General features: G+C 74.8%; 21 protein-coding genes. 9 read left to right on the top strand and 12 right to left on the bottom strand.

What is annotated here, in order from left to right:
• Positions 1-75 precede the first annotated feature (75 nt).
• Entirely contained in the window at positions 76-1,575 is a 1,500-nt protein-coding gene (locus VKZ81_RS35060; RefSeq protein ID WP_324246076.1) for a metallophosphoesterase family protein, read from the top strand.
• A gap of 184 nt (positions 1,576-1,759) precedes the next feature.
• Here VKZ81_RS35060 and VKZ81_RS35055 read toward each other — a convergent pair whose 3' ends face one another.
• Positions 1,760-3,136 (bottom strand): MFS transporter, encoded by a 1,377-nt coding sequence (locus VKZ81_RS35055; protein WP_324246081.1) that lies wholly within the window; start codon positions 3,134-3,136, stop codon positions 1,760-1,762.
• A 101-nt stretch (positions 3,137-3,237) separates the two neighbouring features.
• Here VKZ81_RS35055 and VKZ81_RS35050 point away from each other — a divergent pair, with 101 nt between their 5' ends.
• Positions 3,238-3,678 carry a winged helix-turn-helix transcriptional regulator gene (locus VKZ81_RS35050; protein WP_349255550.1) on the top strand — a complete coding sequence of 147 codons (441 nt, stop codon included), beginning with the start codon at positions 3,238-3,240 and terminating at the stop codon, positions 3,676-3,678.
• Between the two features lie 10 nt (positions 3,679-3,688).
• Complete coding sequence (gene upp, locus VKZ81_RS35045; RefSeq protein ID WP_324246074.1) at positions 3,689-4,312, top strand: uracil phosphoribosyltransferase; 624 nt, start codon at positions 3,689-3,691, stop codon at positions 4,310-4,312.
• A 6-nt stretch (positions 4,313-4,318) separates the two neighbouring features.
• Here upp and VKZ81_RS35040 read toward each other — a convergent pair whose 3' ends face one another.
• Both VKZ81_RS35040 and VKZ81_RS35035 read right to left on the bottom strand, forming a co-directional pair.
• A complete protein-coding gene (locus VKZ81_RS35040; RefSeq protein WP_324246073.1) occupies positions 4,319-4,534 on the bottom strand; it encodes a hypothetical protein in 216 nt (71 codons plus the stop codon).
• Between the two features lie 54 nt (positions 4,535-4,588).
• Positions 4,589-5,047: a flavodoxin family protein gene (locus tag VKZ81_RS35035; protein ID WP_324246072.1), complete on the bottom strand. Its 459-nt coding sequence runs from the start codon at positions 5,045-5,047 to the stop codon at positions 4,589-4,591.
• Between the two features lie 50 nt (positions 5,048-5,097).
• On the opposite strand from VKZ81_RS35035, the gene VKZ81_RS35030 reads away from it, so the two are divergent.
• Positions 5,098-5,844 carry a GDSL-type esterase/lipase family protein gene (locus VKZ81_RS35030; protein WP_324246071.1) on the top strand — a complete coding sequence of 249 codons (747 nt, stop codon included), beginning with the start codon at positions 5,098-5,100 and terminating at the stop codon, positions 5,842-5,844.
• On the opposite strand, the gene VKZ81_RS35025 is transcribed toward VKZ81_RS35030, so the two are convergent.
• Both VKZ81_RS35025 and VKZ81_RS35020 read right to left on the bottom strand, forming a co-directional pair.
• Complete coding sequence (locus VKZ81_RS35025) at positions 5,819-7,426, bottom strand: phospho-sugar mutase (protein WP_324246070.1); 1,608 nt, start codon at positions 7,424-7,426, stop codon at positions 5,819-5,821. The two genes, VKZ81_RS35030 and VKZ81_RS35025, sit on opposite strands and share 26 nt — an antisense overlap.
• Complete coding sequence (locus VKZ81_RS35020) at positions 7,423-8,205, bottom strand: purine-nucleoside phosphorylase (protein ID WP_324246069.1); 783 nt, start codon at positions 8,203-8,205, stop codon at positions 7,423-7,425. Before VKZ81_RS35020 ends, VKZ81_RS35025 begins: the two co-directional genes overlap by 4 nt.
• Before the next feature lie 79 nt (positions 8,206-8,284).
• Here VKZ81_RS35020 and VKZ81_RS35015 point away from each other — a divergent pair, with 79 nt between their 5' ends.
• Both VKZ81_RS35015 and VKZ81_RS35010 read left to right on the top strand, forming a co-directional pair.
• The gene (locus tag VKZ81_RS35015; protein WP_324246068.1) at positions 8,285-8,599 is read left to right on the top strand and encodes a phosphotransferase; all 315 of its coding nucleotides are present in this window, start codon (positions 8,285-8,287) and stop codon (positions 8,597-8,599) included.
• A 121-nt stretch (positions 8,600-8,720) separates the two neighbouring features.
• The gene (locus VKZ81_RS35010; protein WP_324246067.1) at positions 8,721-9,002 is read left to right on the top strand and encodes a phosphotransferase; all 282 of its coding nucleotides are present in this window, start codon (positions 8,721-8,723) and stop codon (positions 9,000-9,002) included.
• 31 nt (positions 9,003-9,033) lie between these two features.
• On the opposite strand, the gene VKZ81_RS35005 is transcribed toward VKZ81_RS35010, so the two are convergent.
• A complete protein-coding gene (locus VKZ81_RS35005; RefSeq protein WP_324246066.1) occupies positions 9,034-10,641 on the bottom strand; it encodes a serine/threonine-protein kinase in 1,608 nt (535 codons plus the stop codon).
• 431 nt (positions 10,642-11,072) lie between these two features.
• Between VKZ81_RS35005 and VKZ81_RS35000 the strand changes: the two genes are divergently transcribed.
• Positions 11,073-12,308: an amidohydrolase gene (locus VKZ81_RS35000; RefSeq protein WP_324246065.1), complete on the top strand. Its 1,236-nt coding sequence runs from the start codon at positions 11,073-11,075 to the stop codon at positions 12,306-12,308.
• Between the two features lie 61 nt (positions 12,309-12,369).
• On the opposite strand, the gene VKZ81_RS34995 is transcribed toward VKZ81_RS35000, so the two are convergent.
• Positions 12,370-13,773, bottom strand: a complete 1,404-nt coding sequence (locus tag VKZ81_RS34995; RefSeq protein WP_324246064.1) for an NAD(P)H-quinone dehydrogenase — start codon at positions 13,771-13,773, stop codon at positions 12,370-12,372.
• 75 nt (positions 13,774-13,848) lie between these two features.
• Here VKZ81_RS34995 and VKZ81_RS34990 point away from each other — a divergent pair, with 75 nt between their 5' ends.
• Positions 13,849-14,298 carry a gamma-glutamylcyclotransferase family protein gene (locus tag VKZ81_RS34990; protein WP_324246063.1) on the top strand — a complete coding sequence of 150 codons (450 nt, stop codon included), beginning with the start codon at positions 13,849-13,851 and terminating at the stop codon, positions 14,296-14,298.
• Between the two features lie 266 nt (positions 14,299-14,564).
• Here VKZ81_RS34990 and VKZ81_RS34985 read toward each other — a convergent pair whose 3' ends face one another.
• Positions 14,565-15,539: a hypothetical protein gene (locus tag VKZ81_RS34985; protein ID WP_324246062.1), complete on the bottom strand. Its 975-nt coding sequence runs from the start codon at positions 15,537-15,539 to the stop codon at positions 14,565-14,567.
• Positions 15,540-15,896: 357 nt separating this feature from the next.
• On the opposite strand from VKZ81_RS34985, the gene VKZ81_RS34980 reads away from it, so the two are divergent.
• Positions 15,897-16,256, top strand: coding sequence for a hypothetical protein (locus VKZ81_RS34980; protein WP_324246061.1), 360 nt, complete (start codon positions 15,897-15,899; stop codon positions 16,254-16,256).
• A gap of 4 nt (positions 16,257-16,260) precedes the next feature.
• Here VKZ81_RS34980 and VKZ81_RS34975 read toward each other — a convergent pair whose 3' ends face one another.
• From VKZ81_RS34975 to VKZ81_RS34960, 4 genes are all read right to left on the bottom strand, one after another.
• Positions 16,261-17,046 (bottom strand): ESX secretion-associated protein EspG, encoded by a 786-nt coding sequence (locus tag VKZ81_RS34975; protein WP_324246060.1) that lies wholly within the window; start codon positions 17,044-17,046, stop codon positions 16,261-16,263.
• 130 nt (positions 17,047-17,176) lie between these two features.
• The gene (locus tag VKZ81_RS34970) at positions 17,177-17,656 is read right to left on the bottom strand and encodes a hypothetical protein (RefSeq protein ID WP_324246059.1); all 480 of its coding nucleotides are present in this window, start codon (positions 17,654-17,656) and stop codon (positions 17,177-17,179) included.
• 256 nt (positions 17,657-17,912) lie between these two features.
• Complete coding sequence (locus tag VKZ81_RS34965) at positions 17,913-18,458, bottom strand: GNAT family N-acetyltransferase (protein ID WP_324246058.1); 546 nt, start codon at positions 18,456-18,458, stop codon at positions 17,913-17,915.
• A 12-nt stretch (positions 18,459-18,470) separates the two neighbouring features.
• Entirely contained in the window at positions 18,471-20,234 is a 1,764-nt protein-coding gene (locus VKZ81_RS34960) for an acetyl/propionyl/methylcrotonyl-CoA carboxylase subunit alpha (protein ID WP_324246057.1), read from the bottom strand.
• Positions 20,235-20,251: the final 17 nt, after the last annotated feature.

Here is a 20,251-nt window from a genome sequence, read left to right as displayed (position 1 = left end):
CTCCCCGCTCGTGACGCTTCCGGACCATCCCGCAGCTCCACCCGGGGAGCCGGATGGGGGTGCCGGGAGCCCGGGGTGGGGGCGCGGCTCGCGCCCCGCGACAGCCGTTTCTCGTGGCTGCGCCCCGGGCCTCTGATCAAGTCGCGCAACCACGTCCTCGCCCGCAGGTTCGGTGACCCGACCGACGAGCAGCGCCGCGAGTGGCTGCGCCGGCTCGACGAGTACGCCCGCGCCGCGGGCGAGCCGCTTCCGCCCCGCGACCGGCTCGTCACCCGTTTCGCCGACCGCGAGCGCGTCTCGGTGGCCGTGCTCGGCGACCCCGGCGAGGGCGACGCCTCCCAGTACGTCGTGGTGCCGGTGCTCCAGCGAGTCGCGGTGGACACGGACTTCGCGGTGCTGTGCAGCGACGTCGTCTACCCCGCGGGCGGGGTGCGCGCCTACGCCGACCGCTTCTACCGCCCCTACGCCGACTACCCGGGCCCGATCTACGCGCTGCCGGGCAACCACGACTGGTACGACGGCCTCGTCGGCTTCATGACCACCTTCTGCGACGCCCCGCCGGACGCGGGCGCCCCGGAACCGGTGTTCACCGGCCCGTGGTGGCGGCGGACGCTCGCGAAGCTGCTCTGGTACCGCGACGGGAAGGGCACGGTCGAGGACGTCGCCGAGATGCGCCGGTACCGCGACGCGGAGTCGCAGCAGGGCGGCCAGCCGGGGCCGTACTGCGCGATCGACGCGGGCCCGGTGCGGCTGGTGCTGATCGACACCGGGATCGAGGGGCGCATCGATCGGGACCAGGCGCGGTGGCTGCGGGAGGTCTCCGCGGGCGACCGGCCCAAGATCCTGCTCACCGGGCGGCCCATCTACTCCTACGCGAACCGGCAGGACAGCCCGATCGAAGGGGGCGGCGACGTCAACGAGATCGTCACCGACCCGGCGTTCAACTACGTGGCCTGCATCGGCGGCGACGACCACAACTACCAGCGCTACCCGGTGCGGCAGCGGGACGGGCGCACGATCCTCTACCTGGTGGCGGGCGGGTCGGGCGCCTACCTGTCGGCGACGCACCAGATCCCGAACGTCGACCGGCTCGCCCCGGCCGTGCGCGAGGAGGACTTCCGCTGCTACCCGCTGCGCGGCGACTCCCTCGCGCACTTCAGCCGCCGCTACGACGAGCTGCTCGGCTTCGGCCTCGGCCGGCTGGTCATCTCCCCGGAGGAGGCGACGGCCATCATGGCCGAGCGGGTGGGCATCGAACCCCCGCGGGAGTCCCCGGTCGTGGTGAGCGCGCGGGCGCGCCGCGCCGCGGACCGCGTGTTCCCGCTGCCCGCCCGCAGCTCGGCCCCCGCGCACAACCTGATGTCGCTGCTGTTCGACTCCGACGCCGTCCCGCAGTTCAAGAGCTTCCTGCGGCTGGACGCCTCCGCCGACGAGATCGTCGTCTCCTGCTGGGCGGCCACCGGCTGCCGCGAGCACGAACTGGACCCCGTGCTCGAGGACCGCATGCGGGCGGTCCGCACGGCCGACGGCCGCTGGGAGTGGCGCAGCGAAACCCCCGGCCGCGCCGTCCCCTGAACCCCGTCCGCGAGTCGCGCTCTCGGCGCCGGCGAGTCGCGGTCTGGGTGTGCGCGAGTCGCGGTCTGGGTGCGGGTGAGTCGCGGTCCGGTTCTCGGCGAGTCGCGGCCTCGGTGCGGGCGAGTCGCGGCCTCGGTGCGGGCGAGTTGCGGGCTGGATGGCCGCGAGGCCGGGTGCGGGCGGGTCACGGCCGGCGTTCCGGCGCCCGGCGGCGCAGGTCCGTCGCCATGATCAGCGTCCCGAGCCCCGCCGCCACGAGCGGGACCACCAGCCCCGCCCGGTAGCCCTCGAGCACGGCGGCCGGTGAGTCGCCCGCGGTGGCGGCCACGAGCACCGCCGAGACGACCGCGAGCCCCAGCGCCGCCCCGAACTGGAACGACGTGGTCAGCAACCCGCTCGCGAGCCCCTGCTCGGAGTCGGCCACGCCGTCGGTGGCGGCGATGGTCGGGGTCCCGTAGGCGAGCGTGAACGCCACGCCGAGGGCCAGGAACGACGGCAGCATCGCCGCGAAGCCCCAGTCCGGCCCGACGGGCAGGAACAGCAGGTAGCCGAGCGTCGCGAACACCATCCCGGCCGCGAGCACCCGCGGGTTGCCGAACCGGGCGACCAGCAGCGGCGTCAGCGTCGGGGCCAGCACGGCGTCGATGCCGAGCACGGCGAGCGCGAGCCCCGTCTCCACGGTGGACCAGCCCCGCAGCTCCTGCAGGTAGAGGACGGCGACGAACTGGAAGGCCATGAACGAGGCCAGCAGCAGGACCGCGCTCGCGTTGGCGCGCAGGAGGGGCGCGGACGCGAGGATCCCCAGCCGGACCAGCGGGGCGACCGACCGCCGCTCGATCCGGACGAACGCCGCCAGCAGCACGGCCGCCGCGGCGAGGGTGACGAGCGTGGTGCGGGGCGCGACCTCGGGCGCGTGCACGATCCCGACCACCAGCAGCAGCATCGCCGCGGTGAGCGTCAGGCCCCCGGGGAGGTCGAACCCGCCCCCGGCGCGCTCGCGCCGCTCCTCGCGGTGGATCAGGACGACCGCCGCACCGAGGATCGCCGCGGCGAGGACCACCGGCGCGAAGAACACCCAGCGCCAGTGCACGGCGGTGAGCAGCCCGCCGGTCACCATGCCGAGCGAGAAGCCGCCGGCCGCGGCGCCCGCGTAGACGAGCACGGCGCGGTTGCGCGCCGGGCCCTCGGCGAACGTCGTCGTGATGATCGACAGGCCCGCCGGCGCGAGGAACGCGGCCGCGACCCCGGTGACGAACCTGGCGACGACGAGCACCCAACCCGCCTCGGCGAGTCCGCCGAGGCCGGAGAACGCCACGAACACGACGAGCCAGCCGATGAACATCCGGCGGCGGCCGAGCAGGTCGGCGGCCCGGCCGCCGAGCAGCACGAAGCCGCCGTACCCGAGGACGTACGCACTCACGACCCACTGCAGCGCGCTGGTCGACATGCCCAGCTCGGCGCGGATCGACGGCAGCGCCACGCCCATCATCGAGACGTCGATGCCCTCGAGGAAGATCGCGCCGGACAGGACGAGCAGCAGCCCCCATACCCGCCCGGACATGCGGTCCACGCGGGGTGGGACGAGTGGTGCGGACACGACGCCTTCTTCCGTAGTCGGTTCCTTCTTGTAACCGACCGCATCGTCGGTCACCATTGGTGCCCGTGGAAGAAGGCACTTCGAAGTCACCGACGCACGCGCAGGGCACCGTGGAGGGCCCGTGCTGCGAGGAGGCCTTCCAGTGGGACACCCGCGAGGACTGCGAGGTCCGCCAGATCCTCGACCGGATCGCCGACAAGTGGTCCCTGCTGGTGATCGCGCTGCTGGACAAGCGGCGGCTGCGCTTCACCGAGCTGCGCCGCGAGATCGACGGCGTGAGTCAGCGGATGCTCACGGTGACGCTGCGCCAGCTCGAGCGCGACGGGCTGGTGCGCCGCACCGTCCACCCGGTCGTCCCGCCGCGCGTCGAGTACGAGCTCACCCCGCTCGGCGCCTCGCTGCACGAGACCGTCCAGGCCCTCGTGACCTGGACCGACGCCCACCAGCGCGAGATCGCCGAAGCCCGTAACGCCTACGACGCCCGCATGCGCCAGCAGGTGCCCTAGCCTCTGCGGCATGGACGTGCAGGTCGTCGATCACCCCTTGGCCAAGGCCCGGCTGTCGGAGCTGCGCGATGCGCGCACCGACAACGCGGCCTTCCGCGCGGCCCTGCGCGACCTCACCCTCATGCTGATCTACGAGGCCACCCGGGACGCGCCGCTGGCCAGCGCCCCGCTGCACACCCCGGTCGCCCGGACCGTGGGCTACCGGCTCGCCGACCCGCCGCTGCTGGTGCCGGTCCTGCGGGCCGGGCTGGGCATGGCCGACGCCGCGTTCGAGCTGGTGCCCGAGGCCCGGATGGGGTTCGTCGGCCTGGCCCGCGACGAGGAGACCCACCGGCCGGTGCCGTACATGGAGTCGCTGCCCGCCTCGCTGGAGGGCAGGCCGGTGTTCGTGCTCGACCCGATGCTCGCCACGGGCGGCTCGATGGCCCACACGATCCGGCTGCTCACCGAGCGCGGCGCGACCGACGTCACCGCGATCTGCGTGCTCGCCGCGCCCGAGGGGATCGCCCACCTGCGCGCCAGCGGCCTCCCGGTGCGGGTGATCACCGCGAGCGTCGACCAGCGGCTCAACGACTCCGCGTTCATCGTTCCCGGGCTCGGCGACGCGGGGGACCGCCAGTTCGGCGCCGTCTGACGGCGTTCAGCCGTCCGCGCCGTGGTACAGGAAGACCCCGAGCGCGATGGCGCAGGCCACCCAGATCGCCCCGACGATCTCCTTCTCCGATCCGCCGCCCCTCCCGCCGATCCAGCGGGAGAACGGGGCGAGCGCGGCCATGCCGACCGCCACGACGGTGACGACCGACCAGAACGAGCGGACCGACTCCGGGTGCATCTCGCCGATGATCGAGGAAGCCACAGCGCACCGTACCGATCGGGTGACGCGCCGGGCAACGGCGCCCGGGGAGCCGGTCTAGTCGTCCGGCGCGATCGTGGCCGCGACGACCGCGCCCAGCTCGTAGCAGGCCTCCAGCGCCGCCTTGTCCGGCGCGCCCACGACCTCGACCGGCGCGACCACGCGGCTCCAGCCCATGCCCTCGGCGATCGAGCCGATCGCCCGCACCGCGCCCTCCAGGCCGAGGTTGCCGTGCACGTAGTACCCGTAGGGCAGGCCACGGGTGTCGTCGCCGCAGGTGTAGTAGACGGTGTCGAAGAAGTGCTTCAACGCCCCCGACATGTAGCCGATGTTCGCCGGGGTGCCGAGGATCACGCCGTCGGCGGCGAGGAGGTCCGGTGCCGTCGCGGCGAGGGCGGCCCGCCGGGCCACCTCGACCCCGGAGATGTCCGGGTCGGACGCCCCGCGCACGACCGCGTCGAGCAGTTCCGCCGTCGCGGGTGACGGCGAATGGTGCACGATCAACAACCGGGCCACGTACGCATGTTCTCAGTTACATTGGCTCGCGGTCGGACGAAAGGGCATAGGTGACCGGGTTCGGTACGTGGTTCGGACGTGGGTCGCTCGTCCTCGCGGTCCTGCTGGGCGTGCTGGTCGCGGTGAGCGCGGGCGGGGTGCCGGTGCAGCGCAGGGCCGCCGCCGCGCCCACACCTGAACCGATCGCGCTGCGGGTCATGCCACTGGGTGCGTCGAGCACCGTCGGCAAGACCAGCCCCGAGACGGCGGGGTACCGGGGCCCGCTGCAGGAGCTGCTGGCGCGCGACGGGCTGCAGGTCGACATGGTCGGCTCCCAGCGCGACAAACCCCCGCGGGTGCCCGACCCCGATTACGAGGGCTACAGCGGGCTCACGCTGGAGGACATGCGCCCGAAGGTCGCCGACTGGGTGCGCCGCGCCGACCCGGACGTCGTGCTGCTGCACGCGGGCACCAACGACCTGCTCAAGGGCCGCACACCGGAACAGGTGGCGCGCAGCCTGGAGCAGGTCCTGAACGAGATCGTGTCGGTCAGCGACGCCCACGTGATCGTCGCGGGCGTGTGGGCGCCGCTGCCGAAGCACACCCGCCAGCGCGCGGAGTTCAACCGGCTGAGCGCCGCCGTCGTCGCCGGCTTCCGCGAGCGCGGCCACCCCATGCGCTACCTGGACGTGGGCCAGCCGCTGGAGCCCGACGAGCTGGCCGACGGCCTGCACCCCAACGCGGCCGGTTACCGGGAGATCGCGGCGCTGTGGGAGCGGCAGATCCTCGACGTCATCGGGCGCCGAGCAGCCGCCTGACCTCGGCGCGCAGGGCGTCCAGCCGGGACCGGGCCGCGGCCTTCGCGCCGTCGAGCGCGGCCGCGTCCGCCACCGGCTCCACCACCTCCAGGTACGCCTTGAGCTTCGGCTCCGTGCCGGACGGGCGGATCACGAGGCGCTCGCCGGGCCTGCGCAGCACCAGCACGTCCGGCGCGGGGAGCTCGCTCTCCCAGCCCGGGGGCGGGTTCGAGCGCAGCTCGGCCGCCGCCGCGTCCCGGGCCGCGGGCTCCATCCGCAGCGAGATCCCCTCGGTGAGGTGGACCCCGTGCGCGACGGCCAGCTCGTCGAGCCGGTCCGGCAGGCCGAACCCGTCGGCCTTCAGGGTGGCGGCCAGGTCGGCCGCGAGCACGGCCGCGGCGATGCCGTCCTTGTCCCGGACGGTGTCGGGGTCGACGCAGTAGCCCAGCGCCTCCTCGTAGCCGTAGACCAGGCCGGGGCCACCGCGGACGATCCACTTGAAGCCGGTGAGCGTCTCGGCGTAGCGCGCGCCGTACGCGGCCGCGATCGAGCGCAGCATCGACGACGACACGACCGTGGTGGCCACGAGCGGGTCGGCGTAGCCGCCCGAGCGCAGCAGGTGGTCCCCCAGCAACACCCCCGTCTCGTCCCCGGTGAGCGTGCGCCACCCGTCGGCGACGGGCACGGCCAGCGCGCAGCGGTCGGCGTCCGGGTCGAGGGCGATCGCGAGGTCGGCCCGCACCCGCTCGGCCGTCTCGATCAGCGCGTCGACCGCGCCCGGCTCCTCCGGGTTCGGGAAGGTGACCGTGGGGAAGTCGGGGTCCGGCGCGGCCTGCGACCCGACGACGTGCACGTTCGGGAAACCCGCCCGGTGCAGCGCCTCCACGGCGGCGGCGCCTCCGACCCCGTGCATCGGCGTGAGGGCGATGCGCAGGTCCCGCGATGCGCCGCGGGGAAGCCGGGCGACGCGGTCCAGGTAGGCGTCGGTGACGTCGACCTCGGTGGCGGTGTCGGCGGTCGGGATCGAGATGGCGGGCGGGGCCGCCGCGATGGCCGCCTCGATCTCGGCGTCGACCGGCGGCGCGAGCTGCGCGCCGTCGGAGAGGTAGACCTTGTAGCCGTTGTCGGCGGGCGGGTTGTGCGACGCCGTGATCTGCACCCCGGCCACGGCTCCCAGCTGCCGGACCGCGAACGCGAGCACGGGCGTGGGCGACGGGCCGGGCAGGACCCGCACCGTGAACCCGGCCCCGGTGAGCACCTGCGCCGTCGCCGTGGCGAAGACCGCCGAGCCGTGCCGGGCATCGCGGCCCACCACGACCGTGCCGCGCTGCCCGCCCCTGGCGAGCCACGCGGCGAGCCCGGCCGTCGCCCGCCGCACGACGGCGACGTTCATCCCGTTGGGCCCCGCCCGGACCGGGCCGCGCAGGCCCGCGGTGCCGAAGCGCAACATCCCGGACATGCGGTCGGCCAGATCCTCGACGGCGCCGGCCGCGCCGGCCATCGCCGCCGCCAGCACCCGTTGCAGCTCGTCGCGCGTCCGCGGGTCGGGGTCGTCGGCGATCCAGCGCACCGCCGCGTCGCGCAGCTGCGGCGAGAGGCTCATGCCCGCGCGACCAGCTCGCGCAGCAGCGCGCCCATCCGCCCGGCGGCGGCCGCGCCCGCGGCGAGCACCTCGTGGTGGTCGAGCGGCTCCCCGGTGATGCCGGCCGCGAGGTTGGTGACCAGCGACAGCCCGAACACCTCGACGCCCTCGGCCCGCGCCGCGATCGCCTCCAGCACCGTCGACATCCCCACCAGGTCGCCGCCCAGCATGCGGAACATGCGGATCTCGGCGGGCGTCTCGAAGTGCGGGCCGGGCAGCCCGACGTAGACGCCCTCGGTGAGCTCGGGATCGATCTCGCGGGCGATGGCGCGCAGCCGCGGCGAGTACAGGTCGGTCAGGTCGGTGAACCGCGGCCCGACCAGCGGGGACGTGCCGGTCAGGTTGAGGTGGTCGGAGATCAGCACGGGGTCGCCGACCCGCATCCCCTCGCGGATCCCGCCCGCCGCGTTGGTGAGCACCACCGTGCGGCAGCCCGCCGCGGCCGCGGTGCGCACGCCGTGCACGACGGGTTCGACGCCGTGCCCCTCGTAGAGGTGGGTGCGGCCGAGCAGCACGAGCACCCGGCGGTCCCCGATCGTCACCGACCGGACGGTGCCGGAGTGCCCCGCAACGCCGGGTGGCCGGAACCCCGGCAGGTCGGTCATGGCGAGCTCGTGGTCCGGCTCGCCGATCACGTCGGCGGCGGGGCGCCACCCGGAACCCAGCACCACCGCGACGTCGTGGCTGTCCACCCCGGTGGCCTTCGCGATCGCCGCAGCGGCGGCAGCAGGGTCGCTCATGGGCCGCAGCTTAGGCCGCGCGGTGGATCAGCCCGCTCCTCCACGAGGCCGGACCGGTGGGCTGGGAGGCGCTCCAGCTGTGGGGGACGACGTCGTCCGCTGCGAGCCGCTCACCGGCGGCGCCGGCCTCAACGAGGTGTGGCGCGTGCGCGTGGACGGGCGCGTCGCGGTCGCTCGCCTCGGCCGGCGCAGCGACGCCGATCTCGCGTGCGAGGCCGAGCTGCTGCGCTACCTCGACCGCGAGGGGATGGCGGTGCCGGTGCCGACCCCGGCCGCCGACGGCCGGTACGTCGTCGACGGCCTCGTCGTGATGACCCACGTGGACGGCGGGCCACCCGAGACGGAAGCCGACTGGCGCCGCGTCGCCGGCGCGCTCCGCACGCTGCACCGTTGACGCGCGGAGGGCCGCAACGCCCCGGCCGGCGATCCCCGACCGACCTCCTGCGCGTCGGAACGGGGACGAGGGTCGACCTCGGCGCGATGCCGCCCGAGGCCGTGGTGCGGTGCCGGGCGGCGTGGGCACGGCCGGCCGACCGACGTGCGTCGTCCACGGCGACCCCAACCCGCGCAACGTCCGCCTGACCGCGGACCGCGTCGCGTTGATCGACTGGGACGAGGCGAACGTCGACGTCCCCGACCTCGACCTGGCCGTTCCGCACAACGCAGCCGCGCTCGACGACGAGGCGTACGACGCCGCCGCGCAGGCGCGGGCCGCCTGGGAGGTCGCCGTCTGCTGGGACCCGACCGGGACCGACCGGTTCGCCGTCGGGCGGCTCGCCGAGGTGCGAGCGGTCTGAGCGGCAGCGGATCGACCGGGTCGGCGTGGGCCTACGCCGTCGTCGGCGCGAACCCGTCCACGAGCACCTCGAACAGGTCGGCCGACCGCTCGCCCGCGGTGCGCTGCGGCACCGTGAGCGTCACCGTCCACGCCCCTTCGCCCGCGGGCTCGACGTGCCGCCACGACGTGCGCCGGTCGTCGGTGTACCGCAGTTGCACCGCGCCGTCCGGCGTCTCCGTCGGGCCCTCCACCACGGTGCCGGGCACCTGCTGGCCCGCTTCGGTGGACTCCGCGCGCTGCACCGTGAGCTCCTCGCTGCCGTCCGGGCTCACGAAGCTCACCGACGGCTCGCCGTCGATCGGCTGGTGCGGGTAGGCGGTCCAGTTCCGCGGCACCGGGATCGAGAACCCCAGCTGGTCGCTGTGCTGGGTGAGGTCCGTGCTCGCCGACGTCACGTTCAGCGTGGTGGTGGGGGACTGGCCGCCCAGCACGCGGGTGACGGTCCACCCGCCGAGGATCCCGGCGAGCACCACGGCGGCACCCGCGAGGACGTACCCCACCGCGGCCAGCCCGGTGACCGTGGTGCGCGCGGGCGCGGTGGCTCGCCCGACGCCCGTCGGGGAACGCAGCACGCCCGGCAGCGGGCCGGGGGTGGACGCGAGCGGGGCCGCGCCCACCGCGGCGCGCGCGTCGGTCGGGCTGGGCGGCAGCGGAGCCGACCGGCTCCCCGAGACCTCGGGCCGCGGCGTCGGGGAGGGCACGTGGATGCCGGCCCCGATCGTCGGAGCGTCCGGCGAACCGGGGTAGACCGGGTCGTCCGGGTCCTCGATGAGCGGGCGCAGCCGCTGGCGCACCTCGTCCAGCGACATCCGCGCTTCCGGCTCCTTGCGCATCAGCGCGGTGATCACGTCCACGACCGGACCGGACCCCCGCGGCCGCGGCACCTCCCCGTCGACGACCTCGGTGATCGTGGCGACGGGGTCGCCGCCCACGTCGTAGGGCGGGCGGCCCTCGACCGCCGCGAACAGCGTGGCGCCGAGGCCCCACAGGTCCGCGGCCGGGGTGACGGCCTTGCCCATCGCCACCTCGGGCGCGATGTAGGCGGGCGAGCCGAGCACCAGGCCCGCGCTGGTCATCGGCGCGTCGGCCGCGTTGCGGGCGATGCCGAAGTCGGTGAGCTTGACCCGCCCGTCGTCGGCGATCAGCACGTTGCCCGGCTTCACGTCGCGGTGGGTGATGCCGCTGCGGTGCGCGGCGCGCAGCCCGCCGGCCGTCGCGAACCCGACGACCGCGGCCTGCGACGTGGTGAGCGGGCCCTGCTCGCTGATGATCGTCGCGAGGTTGCGCGACGGCACGAGCTCCATGACGACCATGGGCTCGCCCTCGACGTCGACCACGTCGTAGACGGTGATGATGTTGGGGTGGGAGAGGCCGCCCAGCGCGCGGGCCTCGCGCATGATCCGTTCCCGCGCCTCCGCCGCCTCGTGCTCGGGCACGCCGGGAGGGACCTTCAGCTCCTTGACCGCGACGCGGCGCTGCAGCACCTCGTCGAAGCCCGACCACACGGTGCCCATCGCACCGGCGCCGAGCAGCCCGGACAGCGTGTAGCGGCCTCCGATCCGCCGCACCTGCTCGGAGTCCGAGCCGTCCTGTCCCACGGGCCCATTCTGGCCAGTCGGGGCGCACGCTGCGCCTCCGCCCCCCGGATCCCCCCTCCGGGTGGTGCGGTCCGGCTCACGCGTCGCCGGGTGCCCAGCGGGTAGCCCTCCGGTCATGCCCCGCCCTCGACAGCACCGCCGCCCACGGCGGCCCGCGGGGATCCGTCGCGCGCGTAACACACGCGACGAACGGCACGACTACCCGTTCGGCGCAAGGGGTGACGACCGTTCGTCAGCCGTCACGTGCCCGCCCGCCTCACGTCGGCAACACCTCGGCGCCGAAATCGTGAACAGACCCGGTTCCGGTTGGTCTACCGCCGTCCGGGTGAGCACGATTGGAAGATGCACGTGAGAGCAGCCTCGACGCGCGGTCCGTTGGCGCACCGCGCCGTGGCGGACCGACCGAGGGTCGGCCGGGCAGGTGGTGCCCGGTGACCCTCCTGGAGGCACACACCGACCTCGTCGTCGCCGACCTCGCCGTGCCCGACCTCGGTGCGGGCACCGGCCCCGCATGGCTCGACGCATGGCTCGACGCCCACCGCGCCGACGTCGTGGGCTGGCGCCGATCGTTCCACGCGGTACCGGAGCTCGGTCGGTCCGAGTTCCGCACCACGCAGATGATCGCCCAGCGGCTGATGGCGGCCGGTCTCGAGCCGCGCACCCTCCCCGGCGGCACCGGTCTGGTCTGTGACATCGGGTTCGGCGAGCGGTGCGTAGCCCTGCGCGCCGACCTCGACGCGCTGCCCCTCCGCGAGGACACCGGTCTCCCCTTCGCCTCCACCGTCGACGGCGTGATGCACGCCTGCGGCCACGACGCGCACGCCGCCATGCTGCTCGGAGCCGGCCTCGCGCTGGCGTCGGCGCCCGCCCTCCCCGGCCGGGTCCGCCTGATCTTCCAGCCCGCCGAGGAGGTACAGCCCGGCGGCGCCATCGACGTGGTCGCCGACGGCGCCATGGAGGGTGTCGACCGGATCTTCGCGCTGCACTGCGACCCGCGCCTGGAGGTCGGCAAGGTCGGCACCAGGGTCGGGCCCATCACGTCGGCCTGCGACGTCGTCGAGGTCCGGCTCACCTCCCCGGGTGGGCACACCTCGCGCCCGCACCTCACGGCCGACCTCGTCGAGGCCATCGGCCTGCTCATCACGCAGGTGCCGCTGCTGCTCACCCGGCAGGTCGACCCCCGCTCCGGCACGGTCCTCGTCTGGGGCGCGGTGCAGGCCGGTGAGGCGGCCAACGCGATCCCGCAGCACGGCGTGTTGCGCGGCACCCTGCGCACGGCCGACCACGCCACGTGGGGCGAGCTGGAGGACGTCGTCCAGCGGCTGGTGGAGTCCGTCCTGGCGCCCACCGGGGTCTCCTTCGAGCTGGAGCACATCCGCGGCGTGCCGCCCGTCGTCAACGAGGCCGTCAGCTCCGGCATGCTGGCCGGCGCGGCCGTCACCGTCGGCGGCCCGGAGGCCGCGACCGAGACCCAGCAGTCCAGCGGTGGCGAGGACTTCGCGTGGTACCTCGAGCACGTCCCGGGCGCGATGGCGCGCCTGGGCGTCTGGCCCGGCCACGGGCCGATGCTCGACATCCACCAGCCCACGTTCGACCTGGACGAGCGGGCGCTCCCGTTCGGCGTGCGGGTCCTGACCCACGCAGCGCTCACCGCACTGACCACCTGACGGCCGGCCCGCCCCGCCCGGGCCCGGACCCCGACGCGCGACTCCGGGCCCGGGTGGGGCGTCAGTCGAGGTCGCCGTGGCGCATCAGCTGCCGCCCCGCCTCGGTGATCGAGCCGGACAGCGACGGGTAGACCGAGAACGTGTGGGCCAGGTCGGCCACCGTCAGCCCGTTCTGCACCGCGAGCGCGATCGGCAGGATCAGCTCGCTCGCCACCGGCGCCACCACGACCCCGCCGACCACCACGCCGGTGGCCGGGCGGCAGAACAGCTTCACGAAGCCCCGGCGCAGCCCCTGCATCTTCGCCCGCGGGTTCGTCGACAGCGGCAGCATGATCGTGCGCGCGGGGACCTCGCCCGCGTCGATCGCGCGCTGGTTGATCCCGACCGTGGCGATCTCGGGGCGGGTGAACACGGCCGCCGCCACGGTCTTGAGCTTGATCGGCGCGACGCCCTCGCCGAGGGCGTGCCACATCGCGATCCGGCCCTGCATCGCCGCCACCGAGGCGAGCATGAGCAGGCCGGTGCAGTCGCCCGCCGCGTACACGCCCGGCACGCTGGTGCGCGACACCCGGTCGACCGGGATGAAACCGCCCCGCCCGGTCTCGACGCCGATCTTCTCCAGCCCGAGGTCGCTGGTGTTCGGCACCGACCCGACCGTCATGAGCGCGTGCGAGCCGGTGATCGTGCGGCCGTCGGCGAGCGTGACGACGACGCCGTCGCCGTCACGCTTGACCGAGTCGGCCCGCGCCTGCGACAGGATCTCGACGCCCCGCTCGGCGAACACGTCCTGCAGCACCGCCGCCGCGTCGGCGTCCTCGCCGGGCAGCACCCGGTCCCGGCTGGACACCAGGGTCACGCGGGCGCCGAGCTCGACGTAGGCCGACACGAACTCCGCGCCCGTGACGCCGGAGCCGATCACGATCAGGTGCTCCGGCAGCTCCTGCAGGTCGTACAGCTGGCGCCAGGTGAGGATCCGCTCCCCGTCCGGGACGGCGTCGGGCAGCACGCGCGGGGTGGCCCCGGTGGCGATCAGCACCACGTCGGCGGGCAGCTCCTCGCGGCCGCCGTCCGGGGTGCGGGCCTCGACGAGGTGCGGCGCGTGCGGGGACGTCTCGTCGGTGAACGCGGCCGTGCCCCGGATGATCCGCACGCCCTCCCGCTCGACCCGCGCCCGCACGTCCGCCGACTGGGCGAGCGCGAGGCCTTTCACCCGGGCGTGCACGGTGGGCAGGTCGACGCCGACCGCCGCCGGGTCGGTCATGACGCCCAGATCAGGGGCCCGGTGCATGTCGACGCGGACCCCGGCCGAGGAGATGAACGTCTTCGACGGCACGCAGTCGTGCAGCACGCAGGCGCCGCCCATGCCGTCGCGTTCGACGACGGTCACGTCGCTCCCGTGCTGCGCTGCCACCAGAGCGGCCTCGTACCCCGCCGGCCCGCCGCCCATGATCACGATCCGCGTCACCGGAGCACGCCCTTCCCTTCGTCGACACGCTTCCCCGAGAACCGTACGCGGAGGGCCTCGCTCTACCCTGGTGCGGTGCCGCTCTACGCCGCCTACGGGTCGAACATGGATCCCGCACAGATGAAAGAGCGTGCCCCGCACTCGCCGATGGCGGGTACCGGGTGGCTCATGGGGTGGCGGCTGACCTTCGGCGGCGAGGACTTCGCCTGGGAGGGCGCGCTCTCCACGGTGGTGGAGGATCCGGACTCGCAGGTCTTCGTCGTGCTGTACGACGTGTCCGAGCTCGACACCGCCCAGCTCGACCGCTGGGAGGGCGGGGAGCTCGGTCTGCACAAGAAGCTGCGGCTGCGGGTGCACACGCTGGACGGGGACGTGCTCGCCTGGGTGTACGTGCTCGACGCCTACGAGGGTGGGCTGCCCAGCGCCCGCTACCTCGGGGTCATCGCCGACGCCGCCGAGCGGGCCGGCGCGCCGGACGACTACGTCGCGGAGCTGCGCAGCCGCCCCTGCCGCAAGAGCTTCTGACCCACCCCGCGAGTCGCGCCCGGGTACGCGCGAGTCGCGCTCTGGACGTCGGCGAGTCGCGCGCTGGGTGCGGGCGAGTCGCGCTCCAGGTACGCGCGAGTCGCGGGCCGGGTGTCCGCGAGTCGCGCGCTGGGTGCGGGCGAGTCGTGGGCTGGGCGTCGGCGAGTCGCGCCCCGAGTGCGGGCGGGTCGCGCCCCGAGTGCGGGCGGGTCGCACTGGGCGCCCCCGTGTCGCAGCGCGGCTACCGCCGAGTCGTGGCGTGCGCGTCAGCCGGCGGCCCGCACCCGGCGCTCGTCCGGGTCGCGGTGCCTGAGCCCCCGGAGCGCGCCCCGGGCCCGCCCGCTCACGTCGGCCCCTCGCTCCCGGAACGCCCGGGTGAGCGCCGCTTCGAACCGCCCGGGCGACGCGAGGTCCTCCGCCTCGACGACGATGACGATCCACCCCCTCCGGCGCAGGTCGTCGTTGCGGGCGGCGTCCTCCGCCGTGCGGTCGGCGTGGACGGCGTAGCCGTTGTACTCGACGGCGATCCGCAGCTGCGGCCACGCGTAGTCGAGCCGCCGGACCTCCCGGCCGTCCGGCCCGCGCAGCGACCAGTTGACCTCCGGGACGGGGAAGCCGCAGTCGACGATCCGCCAGAGGAACCAGCTCTCGGCAGGCGACTCGGCCCGCCCGGTCGCCACGGCGAGGATCCGGGCTCCGCGCCGGGTGCCCCGTGGGTCCCTGCGGCGTTCGAGCCGCTGCGCGATGAGCTTCCGGTACGCCTCCCTCCCGCCGGGGTCGACCATCGCGAGGACCTCGTCGGCCAGCGCCAACGCGTCGGTCGGCCGCGCGCGGCAGAGCATGTCGGTGAGCACCCGTTCGAGGTTGAACACGGCGAGCCCGTCGCGGACCTCGCGATCCGGGTCGATGAACCGGGCGTTGTGCACCTCGAGCCCAGGACGGGTGCGCAACCAGTGGCCGTAGGGCACGACGAGGTGCACCGGCAGCGGTTCGACGCTGCGGCAGCCGTGGACGTACGCCGCCGTCCGGCCGCCGAGCACCGCGTTCGGGCCTGCGAACACGAGGGCCGCGCAGGCGCGGGTGAGCGGGTCGGCGAGCCGGTCCTCGTCGACGAGCACGCCTGGCCACGGGGCGCGCCACCGCGCGGACTCCTGCATCCGCCGTACTTCCTGGGGGCCGAACCGGGCGATGGCGTCCTGACGGGAGAGCGCGCCGTGCGGGCCGAGGGGTGAGGTGTCCACGGCGACGACGATCGCCGCCGGAGCGCCCTTCGGACGGACGATGTGCGCAGCTGTGGATGGCCGGCGGCCGATGTGGATAACCGCGGCCCGCGGCCCAGACCCTCGACTCGCCCACACCGAGACCGCGACTCGCGGGCACTGGCGCGCGACTCGCCCGCACCGAGGCCGCGACTCGCGGGCGCTGGGGCGCGACTCGCCGACAGGCAGACCGCGACTCGCCTGCATCGAGAGCGCGACTCGCCGCCGCCGAGGGCGCGATTCGCCGACGCCGAGGGCGCGACTCGCCGGGGGACAGTCGGGGTGGGGTCCGGGCGATCCCCGATGCCACGGCCTCGAACGCCGCGGACGATCGACGGCATGAGCACCCTGCCTGCCACCGCCCGCGTGCCCGTCGGCGCCGCGCTGCTCGCCGGGGTCGGCGCGCAGTTCGTGGACGACCTCGCCTACGTCGTGCTCCCGCCGACCGCCCTGCTCGCTCCGCTGAGCGGGCTGATCGCCATCCTGCTCACGGCCGGTGCCGCCCGCTACGTGACGCGCGACCGCACCGGCCCCGGGGTGGCCCGCACCGGGCTCGCCGTCGGCCTGGTGTCGGCGGGCGCCGGGCTGCTCGTGTCGGGTGTCGGCGTCCTGGCGCTCGTGCTCGCCGGGCTGACCGTGCTGGCGGGGGTCGCGGGAGCCGTCGCCGGGCGCGGGCTGACGGCCGGCGTGGGCGACTGACCCGTCACGAACCCGCGGCCGCGACCGCGGCGGCCAGCAGTTCGGCGATGCGGTGCCGCAGCTGCCGCGCGTCGGTCGGGGCGACGGTCGCCCACTCCACCCCGTCCTCGCCGGTGGTGCGGGTGAGCAGGTAGCGGCCGCGCGGCCCGTCCAGCACGCCGAGCACCCCGCCGGCCCGCCGCAGCACGCCCCACCGGTCCGCCGCGAGCGCGACGACCTGGGCCCGCCGGCTGGTCCCCGCGAGCATCGACGTGAGCAGGGTCGCCTCGGTCTCGGGCACGCCCCCGGCGATCAGCGCAGGCCGCAGCTCGGCGGTCGCGGCGGACGCGAGGAGGGCGCTGGGCACCGTGCAAGCCCGGCCGGGCCCGCGGTCCGCGGGCGGGAACGCGCTCAGCAGCGCCGACGGCAGCGAGCCACACGCCGTGACGACCACGCCGTCCGCCTCCCGCACGGCCAGCGCGCCGACGCCGTGCCGGCCGGCCGCGAGCGCCCGCACCTCCTCGCCCCACCACCCGCGCAGCTCGAGCTGCTCCGCGGGCCGCGCGAGCAGGTGCATGAGCCGCGCGGTCTCCGGGTCGGGCCCGGCGGGCCCGGCGAGCTCCCGCTCGCGCAGGCCGCGCCACGCCTCGGCCTGGATCATGCGCCGCTCGGTGTGGGTGCGCCCGGGCGAGGTGAGCTGCAGGACCACCGGGGTGGCACCCAGCCCGAGCCACTCCCAGAGCACGTCGAACTCGGCGGTGGTGAGGACGTGGCGGCGGGCGTCGACGGCAGCCGAGACGGTGTCGGTCACGGGCGGGGACGCTAGGCCGCCGCCGCGGCGGGCCGGGGCGGTTCGGCGCGGATCGTGTGCGGGTGCGAACGGGCCCGGACACACCGACGGCCGGTGCGCGGGCCCACGCACCGGCCGTCGACGTCGTCCTTCAGCTCGTCCGCGCGAGCGCCGAGTTGGGACTGCGGCACCCGGTGAGCGGGCAGAGGCTCGTGCAGGCGAGGCGGCGACGCAGCTCCGCGTCGCCCCGGGTCCCGGCGAACGGCCAGTCCCCGGTGAACCGCTGCAGGTACCAGTACAGGAACAGGTAGTCCTGGTCAGCGGTGTCGGTGACGAACACGGGACGCCCCGGCAGCCGGTGGACCCAGCTGGCGTAGGCGTGCATCGCCGGGGCGGGTGGTCGGCTCGCCCGCCTGCTGGAGAGCCAGTCCTCCGACCGCCGCCTCCACGACTGGAGGGCGCGCGGGTGAAGGGTCGCCCCGGGCAGTTCTCGGATGTTGGTGGTGAACACGGAGGTCGGTCGTCCCTCGCCGTGCGGGTACGCGGCGGAGACGAGGGTGAGCAGGGAGTGTGGGCCGGGGATCGGCCCGTCGGTGTGGATGTGGCTGGTCACATGGGTGTCGGGGGGCATGACGGATCCTGGTCGCCGTAGCTCGGTGGATGTGGCGTGTTCACGGCGCGGCTCAGCCAGCGTGGTGAACGGATCCGCGGCGCGGTGTTCCGCGTGGCGGTATCACCGGGCCCCGTGGTCAGTCGTCACACGGGTCGTCACTGCTTCCGCTATGCACTTGTTCAGCACGGTGCGGTGAGCTGTGGTTCACCTGGCGGGGTGACGTTAAGCCGCGGTGTAGTCGATCGTCAACTCTGCGTCGCCGAACGCCGCCGGGTCAGTCGTCCGTAGCCAGCCTTCCTGCGACGAGCACGTCCACGCGCCGCCCGTCCACCACCCACGCCTCGCGCTGGCGACCCTCGACGCGGAACCCGCACTTCTCGGCCACCCGGGCGGAGGCCGTGTTGCCGTCCGCCCAGGCGTAGGTCACCCGGTGCAGGCCCACCCCGCCGAAGGCGAACCGGAGGACGGCCGACAGCGCGTTGGTGGTCATCCCGCGCCCCCGCGCGCCGGGCAGCGCCCAGCACGCCGCCTCGGCGGTGCCGTGGCACAGGTCGAGCGCGGCGAGCTCCACCTCGCCGAGCATCTCCCCGGTGGTCGGCTCGCACACCGCCCAGGTGTAGCGGTCGTCGCTCAGCCACTCCGCGGCCCGGCGCCGGATGTAGGCCTCCGCTTCCGCGGGCTCGGGCGGGGGCCGGTGCCGCCACCGCGCGATCTCCGGGTCCTGGCTCGACGCGACCACCGACGGCCGGTCGTCCAGCCGGTCGTCGCACCGCAGCGCGCGCAGGTACCAGAGCCCTGCGTTGATCTCGACGGGTTCCAAGCGGCCGCGGCCTCAGTCCTTGATCTCGCAGATGACGGTGCCCTGGGAGACCGAGCTGCCCTGCGTGGCGGACAGGCCCGTGATCGTGCCGCTCTTGTGCGCGGTGACCGGGTTCTCCATCTTCATCGCCTCGAGGACGACGATGAGATCGCCCGCGGAGACCGTGTCGCCGTCCGACACCGCGACCTTGATGATCGTGCCCTGCATGGGCGCGGTGACCGCGTCGCCCGATACGGCGGTGGTGCTCTTGCCGCCACCGCGCTTGCGCGGCGGGGCCTTGGCCGCGGTGGCCGCGCCCGCGCCGCCGCCGATGGCGAGGTCGCCCGGCAGCGACACCTCCAGCCGGCGCCCGCCCACCTCGACGACGACGGTCTGGCGCTGGGCCTCCTCCTGCTCGGCGCCCTCGCCGCCGGTGAACGGCTCGACCGTGTTGTTCCACTCGGTCTCGATCCACCGCGTGTGCACCGAGAAGTCCTCGGTGAAGGCGGGGTCGTCCACGATCAGCCGGTGGAACGGCAGCACCGTGGCCATGCCCTCCACCTGGAACTCGGCGAGCGCCCGCCGCGACCGCTCGAGGGCCTGCTTGCGGTCGGCGCCGGTGACGATCAGCTTCGCGAGCAGCGAGTCGAACTGCCCGCCGATGACCGAACCGGCCTCGACGCCCGCATCGACCCGCACGCCCGGCCCCGACGGCAGCGTGAGCGCGGTGACGGTGCCCGGGGCGGGCAGGAAGCCGCGGCCCGCGTCCTCGCCGTTGATGCGGAACTCGATCGAGTGCCCGCGCGGCTCCGGGTCGGAGTCCAGCGCGAGCGGCTCGCCCTCGGCGATGCGGAACTGCTCGCGCACCAGGTCGATCCCCGAGGTCTCCTCCGAGACCGGGTGCTCCACCTGCAGCCGGGTGTTGACCTCGAGGAAGGAGATGAGCCCGTCCTGCCCGACCAGGAACTCGACGGTGCCCGCGCCGTGGTAGCCGGCCTCCTTGCAGATCGCCTTGGCGGCCTCGTGGATCGTGCGGCGCTGCTCATCGGTGAGGAACGGGGCGGGCGCTTCCTCCACGAGCTTCTGGAACCGCCGCTGCAGCGAGCAGTCGCGCGTGCCCACGACGACGACGTTGCCGTGGGTGTCGGCGAGCACCTGCGCCTCGACGTGGCGCGGTTTGTCGAGGTAGCGCTCCACGAAGCACTCGCCTCGCCCGAACGCGGCCACCGCTTCGCGGACGGCCGACTCGTACAGCTCGCGGATCTCCTTGCGCTCCCGCGCGACCTTCATCCCGCGGCCGCCACCGCCGAACGCCGCCTTGATCGCGATCGGCAGCCCGTGTTCGTCGGCGAACGCCTCGACCTCCTCCGGCCCGGAGACCGGGTCGGGGGTGCCGGGGACGAGCGGCGCACCCGCGCGCATGGCGATGTGGCGGGCGGTCACCTTGTCGCCCAGGTCGCGGATCGCCTGCGGCGTGGGCCCGATCCACGTGATGCCCGCGTCGATCACGGCCTGCGCGAAGTCGGCGTTCTCGGAGAGGAAGCCGTAGCCGGGGTGGATCCCGTCGGCGCCTGCCTTGCGCGCGGCGCCGATCACCTTGTCGAAGTCGAGGTAGGACTCGGCCGCCGTGGTACCGCCGAGCGCGAACGCCTCGTCGGCCAGCCGCACGAACGGGGCGTCGCGGTCGGGGTCGGCGTAGACCGCGACGCTGGTGATCCCGGCGTCGCGGCAGGCGCGGACGACCCGGACCGCGATCTCCCCTCGGTTGGCGACGAGAACCTTGCTCAAGCGCGGCACGGTCAGCCTCCTGGAGT

The organism is Pseudonocardia sp., from assembly GCF_035305885.1.
GTDB lineage: Bacteria > Actinomycetota > Actinomycetes > Mycobacteriales > Pseudonocardiaceae > Pseudonocardia.
The sequence above is the reverse complement of the archived record's forward strand: the minus strand, read 5'-3'. Positions and strand labels throughout refer to the sequence as shown.

What these genes read in the sequence shown, in the direction of transcription:
- VKZ81_RS35020 (WP_324246069.1), bottom strand. Translation starts at nt 8,205, where the DNA reads ATGAGCGACCCTGCTGCCGCCGCTGCGGCGATCGCGAAGGCCACCGGG.
- VKZ81_RS34980 (WP_324246061.1), top strand. Translation starts at nt 15,897, where the DNA reads ATGAGCACCCTGCCTGCCACCGCCCGCGTGCCCGTCGGCGCCGCGCTG.
- VKZ81_RS34970 (WP_324246059.1), bottom strand. Translation starts at nt 17,656, where the DNA reads ATGCCCCCCGACACCCATGTGACCAGCCACATCCACACCGACGGGCCG.
- VKZ81_RS35025 (WP_324246070.1), bottom strand. Translation starts at nt 7,426, where the DNA reads ATGAGCCTCTCGCCGCAGCTGCGCGACGCGGCGGTGCGCTGGATCGCC.
- VKZ81_RS35055 (WP_324246081.1), bottom strand. Translation starts at nt 3,136, where the DNA reads ATGTCCGGGCGGGTATGGGGGCTGCTGCTCGTCCTGTCCGGCGCGATC.
- upp (WP_324246074.1), top strand. Translation starts at nt 3,689, where the DNA reads ATGGACGTGCAGGTCGTCGATCACCCCTTGGCCAAGGCCCGGCTGTCG.